Source organism: Vibrio sp. 1-2 (7-a) (genome assembly GCF_013048515.1).
Classification (GTDB): Bacteria; Pseudomonadota; Gammaproteobacteria; order Enterobacterales; family Vibrionaceae; genus Vibrio; species Vibrio diabolicus.
The window spans coordinates 32,030-48,864 of record NZ_VHSQ01000009.1 but is presented as its reverse complement, the minus strand read 5'-3'; the positions used below and the strand labels follow the sequence as shown (position 1 = coordinate 48,864).

General features: G+C 44.9%; 12 protein-coding genes. 10 read left to right on the top strand and 2 right to left on the bottom strand.

Going from position 1 to position 16,835, the window contains the following annotated elements; genetic code table 11:
* Positions 1–208: 208 nt before the first annotated feature.
* The 8 genes from sdhC to sucD all read left to right on the top strand — a co-directional run bounded on the left by sdhC (position 209) and on the right by sucD (position 9,917).
* Positions 209–601, top strand: a complete 393-nt coding sequence (gene sdhC / locus FKN08_RS18280) for a succinate dehydrogenase cytochrome b556 subunit (RefSeq protein ID WP_017634811.1) — start codon at positions 209–211, stop codon at positions 599–601.
* Positions 595–939 (top strand): succinate dehydrogenase, hydrophobic membrane anchor protein, encoded by a 345-nt coding sequence (sdhD, locus tag FKN08_RS18275; protein WP_170892667.1) that lies wholly within the window; start codon positions 595–597, stop codon positions 937–939. The genes sdhC and sdhD overlap by 7 nt, the downstream gene beginning before the upstream one ends.
* Complete coding sequence (gene sdhA, locus FKN08_RS18270) at positions 940–2,706, top strand: succinate dehydrogenase flavoprotein subunit (RefSeq protein WP_005393016.1); 1,767 nt, start codon at positions 940–942, stop codon at positions 2,704–2,706. It abuts the gene before it with no gap.
* Between the two features lie 15 nt (positions 2,707–2,721).
* Positions 2,722–3,432 (top strand): succinate dehydrogenase iron-sulfur subunit, encoded by a 711-nt coding sequence (locus tag FKN08_RS18265; protein ID WP_005382174.1) that lies wholly within the window; start codon positions 2,722–2,724, stop codon positions 3,430–3,432.
* Between the two features lie 170 nt (positions 3,433–3,602).
* Positions 3,603–6,428, top strand: coding sequence for a 2-oxoglutarate dehydrogenase E1 component (gene sucA, locus FKN08_RS18260; RefSeq protein ID WP_005393014.1), 2,826 nt, complete (start codon positions 3,603–3,605; stop codon positions 6,426–6,428).
* A 28-nt stretch (positions 6,429–6,456) separates the two neighbouring features.
* Positions 6,457–7,665, top strand: coding sequence for a 2-oxoglutarate dehydrogenase complex dihydrolipoyllysine-residue succinyltransferase (gene odhB, locus FKN08_RS18255; RefSeq protein WP_161443174.1), 1,209 nt, complete (start codon positions 6,457–6,459; stop codon positions 7,663–7,665).
* 213 nt (positions 7,666–7,878) lie between these two features.
* On the top strand, positions 7,879–9,045 hold the full coding sequence (gene sucC / locus FKN08_RS18250; RefSeq protein WP_046874251.1) for an ADP-forming succinate--CoA ligase subunit beta: 1,167 nt from the start codon (positions 7,879–7,881) through the stop codon (positions 9,043–9,045).
* The gene (gene sucD, locus FKN08_RS18245; protein WP_005382181.1) at positions 9,045–9,917 is read left to right on the top strand and encodes a succinate--CoA ligase subunit alpha; all 873 of its coding nucleotides are present in this window, start codon (positions 9,045–9,047) and stop codon (positions 9,915–9,917) included. Before sucC ends, sucD begins: the two co-directional genes overlap by 1 nt.
* 71 nt (positions 9,918–9,988) lie before the next feature.
* On the opposite strand, the gene znuB is transcribed toward sucD, so the two are convergent.
* Together znuB and znuC are read right to left on the bottom strand one after the other, a co-directional pair.
* The gene (znuB, locus tag FKN08_RS18240) at positions 9,989–10,774 is read right to left on the bottom strand and encodes a zinc ABC transporter permease subunit ZnuB (RefSeq protein WP_104974372.1); all 786 of its coding nucleotides are present in this window, start codon (positions 10,772–10,774) and stop codon (positions 9,989–9,991) included.
* Positions 10,767–11,555 carry a zinc ABC transporter ATP-binding protein ZnuC gene (gene znuC, locus FKN08_RS18235; protein WP_006742704.1) on the bottom strand — a complete coding sequence of 263 codons (789 nt, stop codon included), beginning with the start codon at positions 11,553–11,555 and terminating at the stop codon, positions 10,767–10,769. Before znuC ends, znuB begins: the two co-directional genes overlap by 8 nt.
* 78 nt (positions 11,556–11,633) lie before the next feature.
* Between znuC and znuA the strand changes: the two genes are divergently transcribed.
* A complete protein-coding gene (znuA, locus tag FKN08_RS18230) occupies positions 11,634–12,521 on the top strand; it encodes a zinc ABC transporter substrate-binding protein ZnuA (protein ID WP_170892666.1) in 888 nt (295 codons plus the stop codon).
* Between the two features lie 201 nt (positions 12,522–12,722).
* Positions 12,723–16,100, top strand: a complete 3,378-nt coding sequence (locus FKN08_RS18225; protein WP_170892665.1) for a helix-turn-helix domain-containing protein — start codon at positions 12,723–12,725, stop codon at positions 16,098–16,100.
* The last annotated feature ends 735 nt before the right edge of the window (positions 16,101–16,835 follow it).

Here is a 16,835-nt window from a genome sequence, read left to right as displayed (position 1 = left end):
CGCCGTATATTGGCTAAGAAAATTTTAGTTAAATCCTTATAAATTCGGGGCTAGAAACAAAGAGTGAGGTTTGTTGCTGGACTCCGATTGTTAACAAGTTGTTTACAGTTATCTGGGTGGTTACTCGCGATATTTGTTAAATAGATGTTAACTTTTGTACGTTTGGAAGCTGAAATTGGTTATAACAATAAATGCTCAATGGAGCTGAGTGAGCAAGCCCGTGAAAGAAAGAAAGTCAAGACCTGTTAATTTAGATTTACAGACCATCCACTTTCCTATCACAGCAATCGCATCCATCCTACACCGTGTGTCTGGGGTAATTACGTTTGTTGCGGTGGGTATACTACTGTGGTTACTGTCCATTTCTCTGTCATCCCCAATGGGTTTTATGGAAGCCGCTGACATCGTCGATAGCTTCTTCGTAAAATTCATCCTGTGGGGAATTCTTACTGCACTTGCCTACCACATTGCAGGTGGTATCCGTCACTTGTTGATGGATCTAGGTCACTTTGAAGAGCTAGATTCTGGCACGATGAGCGCTAAAGTCGCGTTTGGTGCAACAGCAGTATTATCATTATTGGCGGGGATCTTGGTATGGTAAAACACGTATCTTCATTTGGTCGTAATGGTGTACACGATTTCCTACTGATTCGTGCAACTGCAATCATTATGACGCTATACACGATTTATCTGATTAGCTTCTTTGCATTTTCAGATATCTCTTACGCATCTTGGACCCAATTCTTTGGTGGTACCTTCACTAAAGTATTCACCATGTTGGCACTTGTCTCGATCCTGATCCACGCATGGGTCGGTTTGTGGCAGGTATTAACGGATTACATTAAGTGCGCGAAACTGCGTGGCGCACTGCAACTTGGTGTTATTGCCGTGCTATTCGGCTATGTCTTCTCTGGTCTATTTATTCTGTGGGGTGCGTAAGTGTCTATTCCAGTTCGTGAGTTTGACGCCGTAGTAATCGGCGCTGGTGGTGCAGGTATGCGCGCTGCACTACAAATTTCAGAACAAGGCCTATCATGTGCTTTGTTGTCAAAAGTATTTCCAACACGTTCTCATACTGTGTCTGCACAGGGCGGTATTACCGTTGCTCTGGGTAACTCGCACAAAGACGATTGGCAATGGCACATGTACGATACCGTTAAAGGTTCCGATTACATCGGTGACCAGAACGCGATTGAATACATGTGTAAAAATGGCCCTGAGTCCGTTATCGAACTAGAAAAAATGGGTCTTCCATTCTCTCGTTTTGATAACGGTACTATCTACCAACGTCCATTCGGTGGTCAGTCAAAAGAGTTTGGTGGTGAGCAAGCTGCACGTACAGCAGCTGCTGCGGACCGTACAGGTCACGCGCTTCTTCATACGCTTTACCAACAAAATGTGAAACACAAAACCACCATTTTCTCGGAATGGTATGCACTAGACTTGGTGAAAAACCAAGACGGCGCCGTAATGGGCTGTACTGCGATTTGTATGGAAACAGGCGAGATTTGTTACTTCAAATCGAAAGCAACGATTCTAGCAACAGGTGGTGCAGGTCGTATTTACGCGTCGACCACTAACGCACACATCAACACTGGTGACGGTGTAGGTATGGCATTGCGTGCGGGTGTACCTATGCAAGACATGGAAATGTGGCAGTTCCACCCAACGGGTATCGCTGGTGCAGGTGTTCTTGTAACAGAAGGTTGTCGTGGTGAAGGTGGTTACCTTCTAAATAAAGATGGCGAACGCTTCATGGAGCGCTATGCTCCTAACGCGAAAGACCTTGCTGGTCGTGACGTAGTTGCACGTTCAATGATGATCGAAATCCGCGAAGGCCGCGGTTGTGATGGCCCTTGGGGTCCACACATTAAGCTGAAGTTGGATCACCTTGGTAAAGAAGTGCTTGAGTCACGTCTGCCTGGTATTTGTGAGCTGTCTCGTACTTTCGCGCACGTTGATCCAGTGAAAGAGCCAATTCCAGTAATTCCAACCTGTCACTACATGATGGGTGGTGTACCGACTCAAGTGTCTGGTCAAGCAATCAAGCAAAAGGCTGACGGCAGCGAGATGGAAGTACAAGGTCTATATGCATGTGGTGAGATTGCTTCTGTATCAGTACACGGAGCAAACCGTCTAGGCGGCAATTCATTACTAGACTTAGTCGTATTTGGTCGCGCGACTGGCTTGCACCTTGGCGAAACGCTCGCAGCGCAAGCTGAGGCACGTCCTGCAACTGAATCTGATATTGAAGCATCTCTAGCGCGTACAATGCGTTGGGAAAATAGTACTGGCGGTGAAGATCCAGTTCAAATCCGTAAAGACCTACAAGCTTGCATGCAAAACAGCTTCTCGGTATTCCGTGAAGGCGATGCAATGGCAACGGGCCTAGAAGAGTTGAAAGTGATTCGCGAACGTCTGAAAGATGCACATCTAGCGGACAAGTCTTCAGAATTCAACACGCAACGTATTGAGTGTCTAGAGCTAGACAACTTGATGGAAACAGCATTCTCTACAGCCGTAGCGGCGAACTACCGTACTGAAAGCCGTGGCGCACATGCTCGTTTCGATTTCCCTGAGCGTGATGATGAGAACTGGCTATGTCACTCTATCTACAACCCGGAAACAGAAGCGATGACTAAGCGTGATGTGAACATGACGCCAACGCATCGTGAAGCTTTCCCGCCGAAAGTACGTACATACTAAAGGGAGGATACGACTATGAAATTGAACTTCTCTTTATACCGTTACAATCCGGACGTGGATACCAAGCCTTACATGAAAGAGTATACCCTTGAGGTAGACGAAGGCTCAGACATGATGGTGCTTGATGCATTGATTCTGCTAAAAGAGCAAGATCCAAGCATCGCGTTCCGTCGCTCATGCCGTGAAGGGGTATGTGGTTCTGATGGTTTGAACATGAATGGTAAAAATGGTCTAGCGTGTATCACACCGTTATCTGCTCTACAAGGCGATAAGATAGTTATTCGTCCACTGCCAGGGTTACCTGTCGTGCGCGATCTTATCGTTGACATGACGCAGTTCTATGATAACTATGCGAAAGTTAAACCATTCTTGATTGATGATGGTGCATTACCACCATCACGCGAGAACCTACAATCGCCTGATGATCGTGCGCATTTAGATGGATTGTACGAATGTATCATGTGTGCATGTTGTACAACGTCTTGCCCATCATTCTGGTGGAACCCTGACAAATTCATCGGTCCAGCTGGTCTTCTTGCGGCGTACCGTTGGCTAATTGATAGCCGCGATACGGCAACAGATGAACGTTTGTCTGATCTTGATGATGCATTTAGCGTTTTTCGTTGCCATGGCATCATGAATTGTGTAAGTGTTTGTCCTAAGGGATTAAATCCGACGAAAGCCATCGGCCATATTAAGTCGATGCTGGTTAATCGCTCGGTTTAATTTACTCGCTCTTAGGAATGTCGCAGTGTTGCGGATCACCCGATATGACCGCTTCACTGCTTCAAGAATATTTCGAGTAAAGAATACAAAAATTGCCGACTAGTTCTGGTCGGCTCTTATAGCTCGGCAAAGACCGAAGCAAACGTGAAAACTACTGGTTAAGGGAAAATATGCACAACGGCGTGATGAAGGCATGGCTCGAGTCTTCACACTTGGCTGGCGCCAATGCAACGTATGTAGAGGACCTCTACGAACTGTATCTAAGTGATCCCGATCTGGTAAGTGAGGAGTGGAAACGTGTTTTTGAAGGCTTACCTAAGCCGTCAGAAGAAGTGGCAGAACAACCACATTCACGTGTCCGTGACTACTTCCGTCGACTCGCTAGAGAAACAAAGCATTACAATGTCCAAGTTAGTGACCCAGATGTCGATGCAAAACAAGTAAAAGTTCTACAGCTAATCAACGCATACCGTTTCCGCGGACATGAAGCTGCAGAATTAGACCCACTAGGTCTATGGCAACGCCCAACCGTGGCGGAGTTAGACCCTGCTTTTCATAATCTTACCGAAGATGACTTCGAAGAAACTTTCAACGTAGGTTCTTTTGCTGTTGGGCAAGAAACCATGAAGTTGAAAGACATCTATGAAGCCCTCAACAAAACTTACTGCGGTTCCATCGGTGCTGAATACATGCACATGACTGACACAGAGCAAAAACGTTGGATCCAACAACGTCTTGAGTCTGTCGTAGGCCAGCCATCATTCAACAAAGATGAGAAGCGCACATTCCTAGAAGAGCTAACAGCCGCTGAAGGTTTGGAGCGTTACCTCGGGGCGAAATTCCCAGGTGCAAAACGTTTCTCTCTAGAAGGTGGTGACGCACTGATTCCGATGACGAAAGAGTTGATCCGTCACGCAGGAACAAGTGGGATGCGTGAAGTGGTTATCGGTATGGCTCACCGTGGTCGTTTGAACATGCTGGTGAACGTGCTTGGTAAGAAGCCTCAAGATCTGTTCGATGAGTTTGCCGGTAAACACGACGAAACTTGGGGCACGGGTGATGTGAAATATCACCAAGGCTTCTCTGCCGACTTTGCTACCCCAGGTGGTGATGTTCACTTAGCTCTTGCATTTAACCCATCGCATCTAGAAATCGTCAACCCAGTAGTCATGGGGTCGGTGCGAGCACGTCAAGATCGCTTGGGTGATAATCAAGGTAGCAAAGTGCTTCCTATCACTATCCACGGTGACTCTGCAATCGCTGGTCAGGGTGTGGTTGCCGAAACGTTCAACATGTCACTGGCTCGTGGTTTCCAAGTCGGTGGTACGGTGCGTATCGTTATTAACAACCAAGTTGGCTTTACGACGTCTAACCCTCGTGACACGCGTTCAACGATGTACTGTACAGATATCGCGAAGATGGTTCAGGCGCCAATCTTCCATGTGAATGCCGATGACCCAGAAGCGGTTGCTTTTGTTACTCGTATTGCTTTGGATTACCGCAACGAGTTCAAGCGCGATGTCGTGATTGATTTGGTGTGTTACCGTCGCCACGGTCACAACGAGGCCGATGAGCCAAACGCGACCCAGCCTTTGATGTACCAAAAAATCAAAAAACACCCTACACCACGCAAATTGTATGCGGATATTCTGATCGATAAAAACGAATCAGATATCGAGACAGCGACTCAGTTAGTCAATGAGTACCGCGACGCATTAGACCGCGGTGAAGTGGTGGTTAAAGAATGGCGTCCAATGGCGTTGCACTCTGTAGACTGGTCCCCTTACTTAGGGCATGAATGGGATATGGAGTGGGATTCAAAATATGACAAGACGCGTCTTATCGAGTTGGGTAATCGTCTTTGTCAGTATCCAGAAAGCCATAAACTGCAAAGCCGTGTTAATAAGCTTTACAACGATCGCCTAGCAATGATGACCGGTGAAAAAGCAATCGACTGGGGTATGGCCGAAACATTGGCGTATGCAACATTAGTTGATGATGGTAAGCGTATTCGCCTTTCTGGTCAGGATTCGGGTCGTGGTACTTTCTTCCACCGTCACTCGGTTCTTCATAACCAAACAGATGCAAGTACGTACATTCCATTAGCGAATATTCATGACAATCAGGGGCCATTCCAAGTGTTTGACTCAGTACTGTCAGAAGAAGCGGTATTGGCATTTGAATACGGTTACGCAACAGCAGAGCCAGGTGGTTTGACTATCTGGGAAGCGCAGTTTGGTGACTTTGCCAACGGCGCGCAGGTTGTGATTGACCAATTCATCTCGTCAGGTGAGCAGAAATGGGCACGCTTGTGTGGTCTCACAATGCTTCTACCTCACGGTTACGAAGGTCAAGGCCCTGAGCACTCCTCTGCACGTCTAGAGCGTTACCTTCAGTTGTGTGCTGAGCAAAATATGCAGGTTGTAGTTCCTTCAACACCGGCTCAGGTATACCACATGATTCGTCGTCAAGTTGTACGCCCAATGCGTCGACCTCTGATTGTTATGTCGCCAAAATCTTTGCTGCGCCATCCTCTATGTACTTCGACAATTGAAGACTTAGCGGACGGTACATTCCAATCTGCAATTCCAGAAGTAGATGATTTAGACCCAAGCAAAGTAAAACGCGTCGTGTTCTGTTCAGGTAAGGTTTATTTTGACCTACTGGAGCAGCGCCGTAACAACGAGCAAGACGATGTTGCTATCGTGCGTATCGAGCAGCTTTATCCATTCCCGATGGAAGAAGTACAAGCAGCGATTGCTCAATACACTAACGTTGAAGACTTCGTGTGGTGTCAGGAAGAGCCTCAGAACCAAGGTGCTTGGTACTGTAGCCAACACAACTTCCGTGCCGCTATTCCTGCAGGTGCAGATCTTAAATACGCAGGTCGCCCAGCTTCTGCTTCTCCAGCAGTTGGCTACATGTCGGTGCACTTGAAACAACAAAAAGCGTTGGTTGAAGACGCTCTGAACGTGAACTCAAAAACTTCGAATTAAGAACTAGAAGTTAAAGGAAGAAACAGATATGACAATTGAAATTCTGGTTCCAGATTTACCTGAATCAGTTGCTGATGCAACCGTAGCGACATGGCACAAACAACCAGGCGACGCAGTAGAGCGTGACGAGGTTTTGGTTGACATCGAGACAGACAAAGTCGTGCTAGAAGTGCCAGCTCCGGAAGCAGGCGTTTTGGAAGCTATCGTTGAAGAAGAAGGTGCGACAGTACTTTCTAAACAAATCATTGCTAAATTGAAGCCAGGTGCAGTTGCAGGTGAGCCTACCGCAGACAAAACAGAAGGTACGGAAGCATCTCCTGATAAACGTCATAAAGCTGCGCTTAGCGAAGAAAGCAATGATGCACTAAGCCCAGCAGTACGTCGTTTATTGGCTGAGCATGGCTTAGAAGCAAGCCAAGTGAAAGGCACTGGCGTTGGTGGTCGTATTACGCGCGAAGATATTGAAGCGCATCTTGCGAACGCTAAAGCTGCGTCAAAAGAAGAAGCACCAGCAGTGGTTGACGTGCCGGCAGCGGCTCGTAGCCAAAAACGTGTTCCAATGACTCGCCTGCGTAAGACAGTCGCTAACCGTCTACTAGAGGCGAAGAACAACACGGCAATGCTAACGACGTTTAACGAAGTGAACATGAAACCAATCATGGACCTTCGTAAGCAGTACAAAGATCAGTTCGAAGAGCGTCACGGTATTCGTTTGGGCTTCATGTCTTTCTACGTAAAAGCAGTAACAGAAGCGCTTAAGCGTTACCCAGAAGTAAATGCTTCGATTGATGGCGATGACATTGTTTACCACAACTACTTCGACATTAGCATGGCGGTATCAACGCCACGTGGTCTAGTTACACCTGTCCTAAAAGACTGTGACAAGCTTGGTTTCGCTGATGTTGAAAAAGGCATCAAAGAACTGGCTATCAAAGGTCGTGATGGCAAGCTAACGGTAGACGAGCTAATGGGCGGTAACTTCACTATCACAAACGGTGGTGTGTTCGGTTCACTAATGTCTACACCAATCATCAACCCACCTCAATCAGCGATTCTTGGTATGCATAAGATCCAAGAGCGTCCGATGGCAGTGGATGGCAAAGTTGAAATCTTGCCGATGATGTACCTAGCGCTGTCTTACGATCACCGCCTAATTGATGGTCGCGAGTCTGTTGGCTTCCTAGTGACGATCAAAGAGTTGCTAGAAGATCCAGCACGTCTCCTATTAGACGTTTAATATCGCTAAAACGTCTAGTTATCGTAGGTAGCTAGACGTTAAAAATTTCAATGGCTAGACTAGCTCAACGTCTGGCCTTCATTTGAATCCCACTCCATGAGTACTCGTGATGAGGGATTGATTTGAGAAGACCCTACAGACGTACAAGCAGCCAAGACTGCAGCGTTATGGAAATAATAAATCCCTTAAGGGAAAAACAAACGGAATATCGAAATGAATTTGCATGAATACCAAGCCAAACAGCTGTTTGCAGAATTCGGTTTGCCTGTGCCAGAAGGCTACGCGTGTGATACACCACAAGAAGCTTTTGAAGCTGCAGGCCGTATCAGTACAGAAAAGAAAGTAGTTAAATGTCAGGTTCACGCTGGTGGCCGTGGTAAAGCGGGCGGTGTAGAGCTGCACGATACAAAAGAAGGCGTTAAAGAGTTTGCACAAAAGTGGTTAGGTAAAAACCTAGTGACTTACCAAACTGACGCTAACGGTCAGCCAGTTACAAAAATCCTTGTTGAAGAAGCTTCAAACATTGCAAACGAATTATACCTAGGTGCGGTTGTTGACCGTGCAAGCCGTAAGATCGTTTTCATGGCTTCAACAGAAGGTGGTGTGGAAATCGAAAAAGTTGCGGAAGAAACGCCGGAGCTTATCCACAAAGCAGCAATCGATCCACTAGTAGGCCCACAAGCTTACCAAGGTCGCGAGCTTGCGTTCAAACTTGGTCTTGAAGGTGACCAAATCAAACAATTCGTTAAGATCTTTATGGGTCTTGGCACTATGTTCTCTCAGTACGACCTTGCTCTGCTAGAGATCAACCCACTTGTGATTACTGGTGAAGGCAACCTGCTATGTCTTGACGGTAAGATCAACATCGACTCAAACGCACTGTACCGTCAGCCTAAGCTTCGTGAAATGCACGATCCTTCACAAGAAGATGAGCGCGAAGCGCACGCAGCTCAGTGGGAACTGAACTACGTAGCACTAGACGGTAATGTTGGCTGTATGGTTAACGGTGCTGGCCTAGCAATGGGTACGATGGATATCGTAAACCTACACGGCGGCAAGCCAGCTAACTTCTTAGATGTAGGTGGCGGCGCGACGAAAGAGCGTGTTGCTGAAGCATTCAAGATCATCCTATCAGATGACAACGTGAAAGCGGTACTTGTTAACATCTTCGGTGGTATCGTACGTTGTGACATGATCGCAGAAGGTATTATCGGTGCGGTTAAAGAAGTAGGTGTAAGCGTACCTGTTGTTGTTCGTCTAGAAGGTACTAACGCTGACCTAGGTCGCGAAGTTCTTGCTAATTCTGATGTTGATATCATTGCTGCTGAGTCGCTAACGGATGCTGCTCAGAAAGTTGTTGCTGCTGCGGAGGCTAAATAATGTCTGTATTAATTAACAAAGACACTAAAGTAATCTGTCAGGGTTTCACTGGTGGTCAAGGTACTTTCCACTCAGAGCAAGCTATCGCATACGGCACTCAGATGGTTGGTGGTGTGTCTCCAGGTAAAGGTGGCCAAACTCACCTAGGCTTACCTGTATTCAACACAGTTCGTGAAGCAGTAGAAGCAACTGGTGCAACAGCGACAGTTATCTACGTTCCAGCACCTTTCTGTAAAGATGCAATTCTAGAAGCGATTGATGCGGGCATCGAGCTAATCGTAACAATCACGGAAGGCATTCCTACAACAGATATGATCGACGTGAAAGTGAAGCTAGAAGAAACTGGCGTTCGCATGATCGGTCCAAACTGTCCGGGTGTTATCACTCCTGACGAGTGTAAGATCGGTATCATGCCTGGTCATATCCACAAGAAAGGTAAAGTAGGTATCGTATCTCGCAGCGGTACTCTAACTTACGAAGCAGTTAAGCAAACGACAGACGAAGGTTTCGGCCAGTCTACTTGTGTTGGTATTGGTGGTGACCCAATCCCAGGTTCAAACTTCATTGATATCCTAAAACTTTTCCAAGAAGACCCTGAAACTGAAGCGATTGTTATGATCGGTGAAATCGGTGGTACAGCAGAAGAAGAAGCAGCAGCATACATTAAAGAAAACGTAACGAAGCCAGTGGTTTCCTACATTGCTGGTGTAACTGCTCCTCCTGGTAAACGTATGGGCCACGCTGGTGCGATTATCTCTGGTGGTAAAGGTACTGCTGAAGACAAATTTGCAGCACTAGAAGCGGCAGGCGTTAAGACTGTGAAATCTCTAGCAGAGATCGGCCAAGGTCTACGTGAAGTAACGGGCTGGTAATTTCCAACTCGAAGCTTAAAGCTAAAAAAGCCTAGTAATTGTTGCTAGGCTTTTTTGTATCAAGGTGCTTTTTACGATTTTTTGCGAATAAATTGGCTAAGCATAAACAGAGATGTTGCGCTGATTACTACTGATGGGCCAGCTGGCGTATCGAAGTGCCATGATAGGCTAAGCCCCATAAGTACTGCCACAGAACCAATAATGGATGCGAACAGTGCCATTTGCTCTGGTGATGAAGAGACCTTACGTGCTGTTGCTGCTGGGATGATCAGCAAAGAAGTCATGATAAGTGCCCCAACAAACTTCATTCCTACGGCAATCACAACACCTACCATAAGCATTAACACCAATCTAACCAAGTCTGTATTGACGCCCTCGACGGCAGCAAGCTCTTCACTAACTGTGCTCGACAATAAAGGTCGCCAAAAAACGTAAAGACACACACTAACAGCAACGACACCTGCGTAAATGAACATCAGATCTTGCGGAGATACTGCGAGTAAGTCACCGAACAAGTAACTCATCAGATCAACACGGACATTATCCAAGAAACTAACAGAAACTAGACCAACAGATAATGCGCTATGGGCGAGTATGCCCAGAAGCGTATCGGTTGCGACCAGTTGTTGTTTCTGTAGTGTCACGAGCAATACCGCGAGTGCTAAACAGCAAACGAGTAGTGCAAGATAAAGGTTCACGTTAAGCAGAAAGCCTAATGCCAAACCCATCAATGAAGCATGTGCCAGGGTATCACCGAAGTAAGCCATTTTGCGCCAAACGACAAATGACCCAAGAGGACCTGCAATGATCGCGATGCCAATACCAGCAAGAATAGAAGGTAGAAGAAACTCAATCATGGTGATGATGTCCGTGTTTATGGTTGGAGCATGATGTCGCATCGCCAGTTACTGGCGTTCCGGATAAATCGTGATGATGATGCTCGTGGTCGTGATGATAAAACGCGAGCGATTCTCTCGCTGCATTGCCAAATAGCGCGATGTAAGAAGGGTGCTGAGTAATCGTGGCAGGTGAACCAGAGCAGCAAACATGGTGATGCAGACAAATGACATCATCTGTTTTGGCCATTACTAAATGTAAGTCATGTGACACCATAAATACACCGCAATCGAATCGGTGACGAATGCTTTCAATTAGATCGTAGAGATCGATTTGACCTTGAATATCCACACCCTGCGCAGGTTCATCTAGCACTAACAGCTCTGGGCGTTGAAGCAAAGCACGCGCAAGTAATACGCGTTGGTTTTCACCACCTGACAAGCGATGCATGTTACTACTAATTAAATGCTCAGCGCCAACAAGCCTTAATGCATCAATACATTCTTGTTTACTGTATTTTCCTGCTAAATTTAGAAAACGGGTGACATTCAATGGAAGAGAGTCATTGAGCTTCAATTTTTGAGGAACATAACCAATTTTTAGTTTTCTTTGTCGGTTTAATTTGCCGCTAGTCGGTTTTTGAAGGCCTAAAATGACTTTGACTAACGTTGATTTTCCCGCTCCATTGGGACCAATTAGGGTTGTTATTTTGCCCTTTTGTAATTCCATACTAATGTTATCGAGAACTCTGCGGCCATCGAACTCGACGCATAAGTGCTCAAGATGGACTAAGGAAGACATGAATGAAACTCATTTGCAAATCAATAATGTTATAATGTAACATTATCACACTTTCTACACCATATCCCAAGTAAAACTATGAAAAGAGCATTAATTCTTGCTGCGTCAGCGATGTTAACGTTGCCAGCACACGCAGTAACGGTACTAACGAGTATCAAACCTATTCAGTTATTAGTGACAGAACTTACTCAAGGTGTGACTTCGCCAGATGTATTACTGCAGTCTAACACTTCGCCCCATGATTACGCTTTACGCCCATCGGATGTTAAGAAAATCGCTTCTGCTGATTTAGTTATTTGGTACGGACATGATCTCGAACCGTTTCTGGAAAAAGTCGTATCAGACAGATCGAATACTCTGACTATTAGTCAAATTCCAGATCTAGATTTGCGTGAGTTTGATAGTGAGCACAACCATGACCATGATGGCCACGATCATGGTTCACATGATCCGCACTTTTGGTTAGGTGTAAGTCAAGCACAACAAGTTGCCAAGGCTGTCGTGAATCAACTGGGATCACTTGATCCGGAAAATGCAGCACAGTACCAAGAAAACCTTAAAAAATTTGAAACTGAGCTCAGCCAGACGGACCTAGAGATCAAGAAGAAATTATCGCCAGTGAAAGACAAAGGTTACTTTGTGTTTCACGATGCTTATGGTTATTTCGAAGAGCGTTATGAGTTAAATCAAATGGGGCACTTCACCGTGAGCCCGGATCGTAAGCCGGGAGCAAAAACCTTAATCCAAATTCGTCAAAAGTTAAGTTCAGGAGATGTAGCCTGCGTGTTTTCTGAACCTCAGTTTACTCCAGCTGTCGTTCAGAGCGTGATGCGAGGTAGCAAAGTTTCCAAAGGTGAACTTGACCCATTAGGGAGCACAATTGAAGCAAAACGGGGCAGTTACTTTACTTTTCTCAACAATATGGCGAATAATTTTGAGCAGTGCTTGAGCCAAAAGACGGATTAAGTAGAGTTGTTGTGTAGGAATAGTCCTTTTAACGTGATCCAGTAGTAAGAATTACAACCTTTGGCAAGGCGAGCCTTTTCTCAAACAGTAATTGAGATATCATTATCAATAATTAGCAGCTCAAAATAACCGTATAAGTCCATGCTGTAGAAGATATGGACGGTGAGCGCCGAGCATAAATTGATATAAAAGGTTTTCGTCTTGCTACGTCAATTAGCCCTTGTCTTGTTGGGCTTTTTCCTATCTTTCCAAGCATTTGCTCTTCATAATGCGAATGCCATCTTTTACCCTTTGCCGACTCAGGTTAAGGGTACTTTTATTGCGGCTAAAAAATTGTTCTTGGGTGAGCAAGGGGGCTTGTGGATTCACGACGTGCATGGGCGGGTGTTGTTTTATGATGGCCAAAATATCCTACCTAAATCAGGCAGTTTTTTACAAATGTCTGCCAAGCAACTGGCTTATCATGAAGGCTCGTTCTGGACCTTTGTTGAGAATGAGGTGTATCAAACTTATCCAAATCAAGAAAGACGTTTAGTCTTTAGCTTAAACCCCGGGTCGCAAATAAGAAAAATCGGTTCTTCTGAAGATTATATTTGGGTTAGTGATGGCGCACATTTCTATACTTACAACATCGATACTAGCGAGTTAAAGTCCTTTTCGTTGTTGCAGCTCTATCAACATAGCAACAATAGCTATGTTTATATTAACGATGCAGTTCTGCTCGAAGAGAAGTGGGCACTTGCTACAACTTCTGGCTTTTATCTTTCAGAAGGAGATAAGTTTGACCATGTAGTCGCTTCAGGTCAGAACTACATTGAAAAGATCTACTACTCACACACGCGCAGAGAAATTCTGGTAGGAACGTTGCGTGGGGCATTAATTTTCAATATTTATCAACCTGATAAAGAGGTGATTAAGATTGGCGGTTCTCATGTATTGACTTTCGCTGAGACAAATCAAGAGTACTGGGTGGGGACTGAGCATGGTCTGTATTTATACTCATTCTTGTCAGGCGAAGTGACAGAAGTCGAGCCTGCAAGCTTTCTTGAACTGGAGCTGGATAATACAAAGATCTATTCGCTACTGAGTGACAACATGGGAGGGATGTGGATCGCGACTAACCAAGGCATTCGTTATTACTCCTTGTTTAGTAAAAAGTTTGAACGAGTAACCTTCAGTAGTTATGACTCGCAAACCTTATCAGGGCGAATTCGACAAACCTCCACAGGACCTGATGATGCGCTTTGGTTCGCGGATGACCGAAAGCTTTATCGGACAGGTGAGAGTGGCAATATCAAAGTCTTGGAGCTTGATTCGCAGATCAATGAATTTGCATTTCAAGGTGGGATGCTTTGGCTTGCGACCTCTAAAGGGCTCGAAATATTCGAGCTGAATGGTCTTAACAAAGTGACATTTCCTTATTTACAGGTTATGGCTGGACACGCAGTGGAGCACGTGACTGTAGATGGTAATGATCGTCTCTGGGTATCAAGTGGATACCATCTTTACAATGTTGATATAACCAAGCAAAGCGTAAGAAACTTTGGAAGTGAGTGGCTAGTAAGTCAGTACTTACCAGCTAAGGTTACGCGTTTATACGACACTGAAGATTCTCTATTGATAGGGACCGATCATGGGGTTTATCAATACAGCAATGAAAACATCCAGTTCATCCGCTATTCCGAAAAGTTTGGTGAATCATTAGACATGGTCACGGCGGTTGATGGCAGTCAGTGGTTTGCGTCATCTTACGGCGTTTTTAAAACGATTAAAGGAAGTGACGAGAAACGTGTTGTTGAAATGAGTGTGCCCAACGCGCGACCTGCTTGCTTGATCAGAGACAGGCAAGGCGTGTGGTTAGCCTCTTCTGTCGGACTAAGCTATTACCACCTTTCGGGTGAATTAGTGAAGCATTATTCATCGGCGTCTGGCTTAATGAACAACGAGTTTCTACCAGGAATTTGCAGTGTTATACAGCAAAAAGAAGGTGGTGAGCGAGAGCTCGTCCTAGGGTCGAAATACGGGTTGGTAAAAGCTGAAGCATCCAAGCTGCTTGTGTCCAACCCTCCAGAGTCGAAGTTTATCGTGAGCCAAGTTGTGCTTGAAAACGAGGTTCTACAAGTTGGTAGCGCCGATTTAAATGGAATAAAATTACCGTATGGCTCTTCTCTAAGTTTCTTATTTGGCGTGATGCCAAAACCAGACAGCCAAAATTTGTACTATCGATTGAATAGCGATGATCCTTGGCAAGCGCTAGAGGGAGGCCAACTGACTCTAGAGCACCTCAATTCCGGTGAATACCATCTACAGGTAAGTAATGAGTCTCAAGTCGCTGCTGGATTGGTTGGGCTCGAGTCGTATTTTATTGTGCTTAATCCTTGGTATTTATCGCAACTCGCAATTTTAGGTTTTGTGGTCGCGAGTATTGCCATGGTTGCACTACTTATGTACTGGCGTTCTCGCTATGTTGTACAGGCTAACCGTGATTTAGCTGCGCAAGTGACACTCAAAACTAACCAGTTGAGGCATCAAAGCCGAGTGTTGTTGACGAGTAACCAACAGCTACGTAAACAGATTCAAGTCAGAAACCTGTTGGTTGATCACGTGGCGCAATCTATTAAGTCCAGTGTGGATTTTATAGCGTCAAAATTACCCATACCTTTGGATGCAGCTACGGAAGATCATCTGGCGAAAACGACATGGCAATTAAATGAGTTAAAAAGTGTTCCTGGCGAAGCTAGCGGCGGTAGTCACAATTACAATTTGAGTCAGATAACTCAATCGGTGGTTGATGTATGGCAAGATGATTTTGCGAAGGCTGGGATTATGGTGGAGCTTGAAGATGAGAGAAAAACAAGTCGAATTGCTCTGGAAAGCTTTAACCTTGATGTTATCTTCAACAGCATTTTTGCCAATATCATCAAGCGTTCTTTCCGAGGCCAAACGATGAGAATCATGCTAGAAGAGGGCAATGATATTGTTTCATTGAGTTTTCTTGATTATGGGACGCAACTGCCTAATAAAGTCACGACCGGGCGTCCATCTAATATGAACCACTCTGAATTGAGTATTGATCATCTTGCCCAGTTAGTGACAACGAGTGGAGGATACTTGGCGGTATTTACTTCCGACGCTCAAAATAAAATCGAAATTACATGGCCAACTGCGAAGGAAATGAGTTATGTGGATGAATCTTTGCAAGAATTTGAGTCTGAACCTATCGTCGAAGATAAAGTGACCCCAGAGAAAGAATGGTTGCAAAAAGTCTATCAGCTGGTGGCTGAGCATTACCATGACCCTGAGTTTGGTACTGCTTTAGCGGCTAAAATGCTGTTCATGTCAGAACGCTCTTTACAGAGGCGCTTTAAATCAGCCTCGTCAAGAACGTTAAAAGATTATGTAACCGAAGTTCGTTTAGAAACGGCGTGTGAGCAGTTATTAGCGGGCGAGAAAATCAGCGAAGTAGCGTTTAACTGCGGCTTTAATGATCCTTCTTACTTTAGCCAAAAGTTTAAATTGCATTTTGGTTTGCCTCCTTCCAAGTTTGCTTTGACTCAAGAAAGCCAAGAAACCAACTAAAAACCCTCATTACACACTCCCTAGTGAATATTCAAAAGACTGGGGAGCTGCTTATAGCGCTCTACTATTCTAGAGCTACCAATGCAGTGATTCTCATTGCTTCTTCATCACATCTAGCCTACAAATCCATTCTCAATACGTAAGCACGGTCACGCTCTATCTGTTAGTAGCGCTGTTCTTAGCTATAACCATACATGGCTTAAGAGGACGGATTTACCTACGGCGACAAATAGATGAATGGTTGTATTTTTGTATCTAGAGTGTGTTGGTTCATTTGAGTAGTGGGGGCATGCGAAATTCGTGAAAACAGAACTGTGCTAAAAAGGTGGATAAGATAAAGAGTTTAGAGAGAGATGAAAAAAAATATCGTGGTATAGCCGGGGGGACTATACCACGGGTGTCAATGACACCTTCGCTTGCTGCCGGAGTGACATGTTGCCATGCCACCTCTGGAATTCATTTGAGAGGTTGCCCTCTCGATGGAGTAACTATACGAGAGGTTACTTATTTTTCTTATAAAAATAACGCCATGTTGATATGAGAAAAACGACAAAGTTTTAAATATTATTTAACTTGTTGTTTTGTATTGAAATTTTTGTCTTTGCCATTTGTTTGTGACATTTTTATTTCATTGATCGTGATTTTTAATTGTTAATTTTGACGTAAATAACGAGAGGAAATTTACGGAGTTGACGTTTGAAAGCATGAAAACATTTATGAAATCTTTGATTTCAC

Bases quoted from the DNA above. Each gene is read 5' to 3' on its own strand.
- sucD (WP_005382181.1), top strand. From the start codon at position 9,045: ATGTCTGTATTAATTAACAAAGACACTAAAGTAATCTGTCAGGGTTTC.
- sucA (WP_005393014.1), top strand. From the start codon at position 3,603: ATGCACAACGGCGTGATGAAGGCATGGCTCGAGTCTTCACACTTGGCT.
- znuA (WP_170892666.1), top strand. From the start codon at position 11,634: ATGAAAAGAGCATTAATTCTTGCTGCGTCAGCGATGTTAACGTTGCCA.
- znuC (WP_006742704.1), bottom strand. From the start codon at position 11,555: ATGTCTTCCTTAGTCCATCTTGAGCACTTATGCGTCGAGTTCGATGGC.
- FKN08_RS18265 (WP_005382174.1), top strand. From the start codon at position 2,722: ATGAAATTGAACTTCTCTTTATACCGTTACAATCCGGACGTGGATACC.
- znuB (WP_104974372.1), bottom strand. From the start codon at position 10,774: ATGATTGAGTTTCTTCTACCTTCTATTCTTGCTGGTATTGGCATCGCG.
- odhB (WP_161443174.1), top strand. From the start codon at position 6,457: ATGACAATTGAAATTCTGGTTCCAGATTTACCTGAATCAGTTGCTGAT.
- sucC (WP_046874251.1), top strand. From the start codon at position 7,879: ATGAATTTGCATGAATACCAAGCCAAACAGCTGTTTGCAGAATTCGGT.
- sdhD (WP_170892667.1), top strand. From the start codon at position 595: ATGGTAAAACACGTATCTTCATTTGGTCGTAATGGTGTACACGATTTC.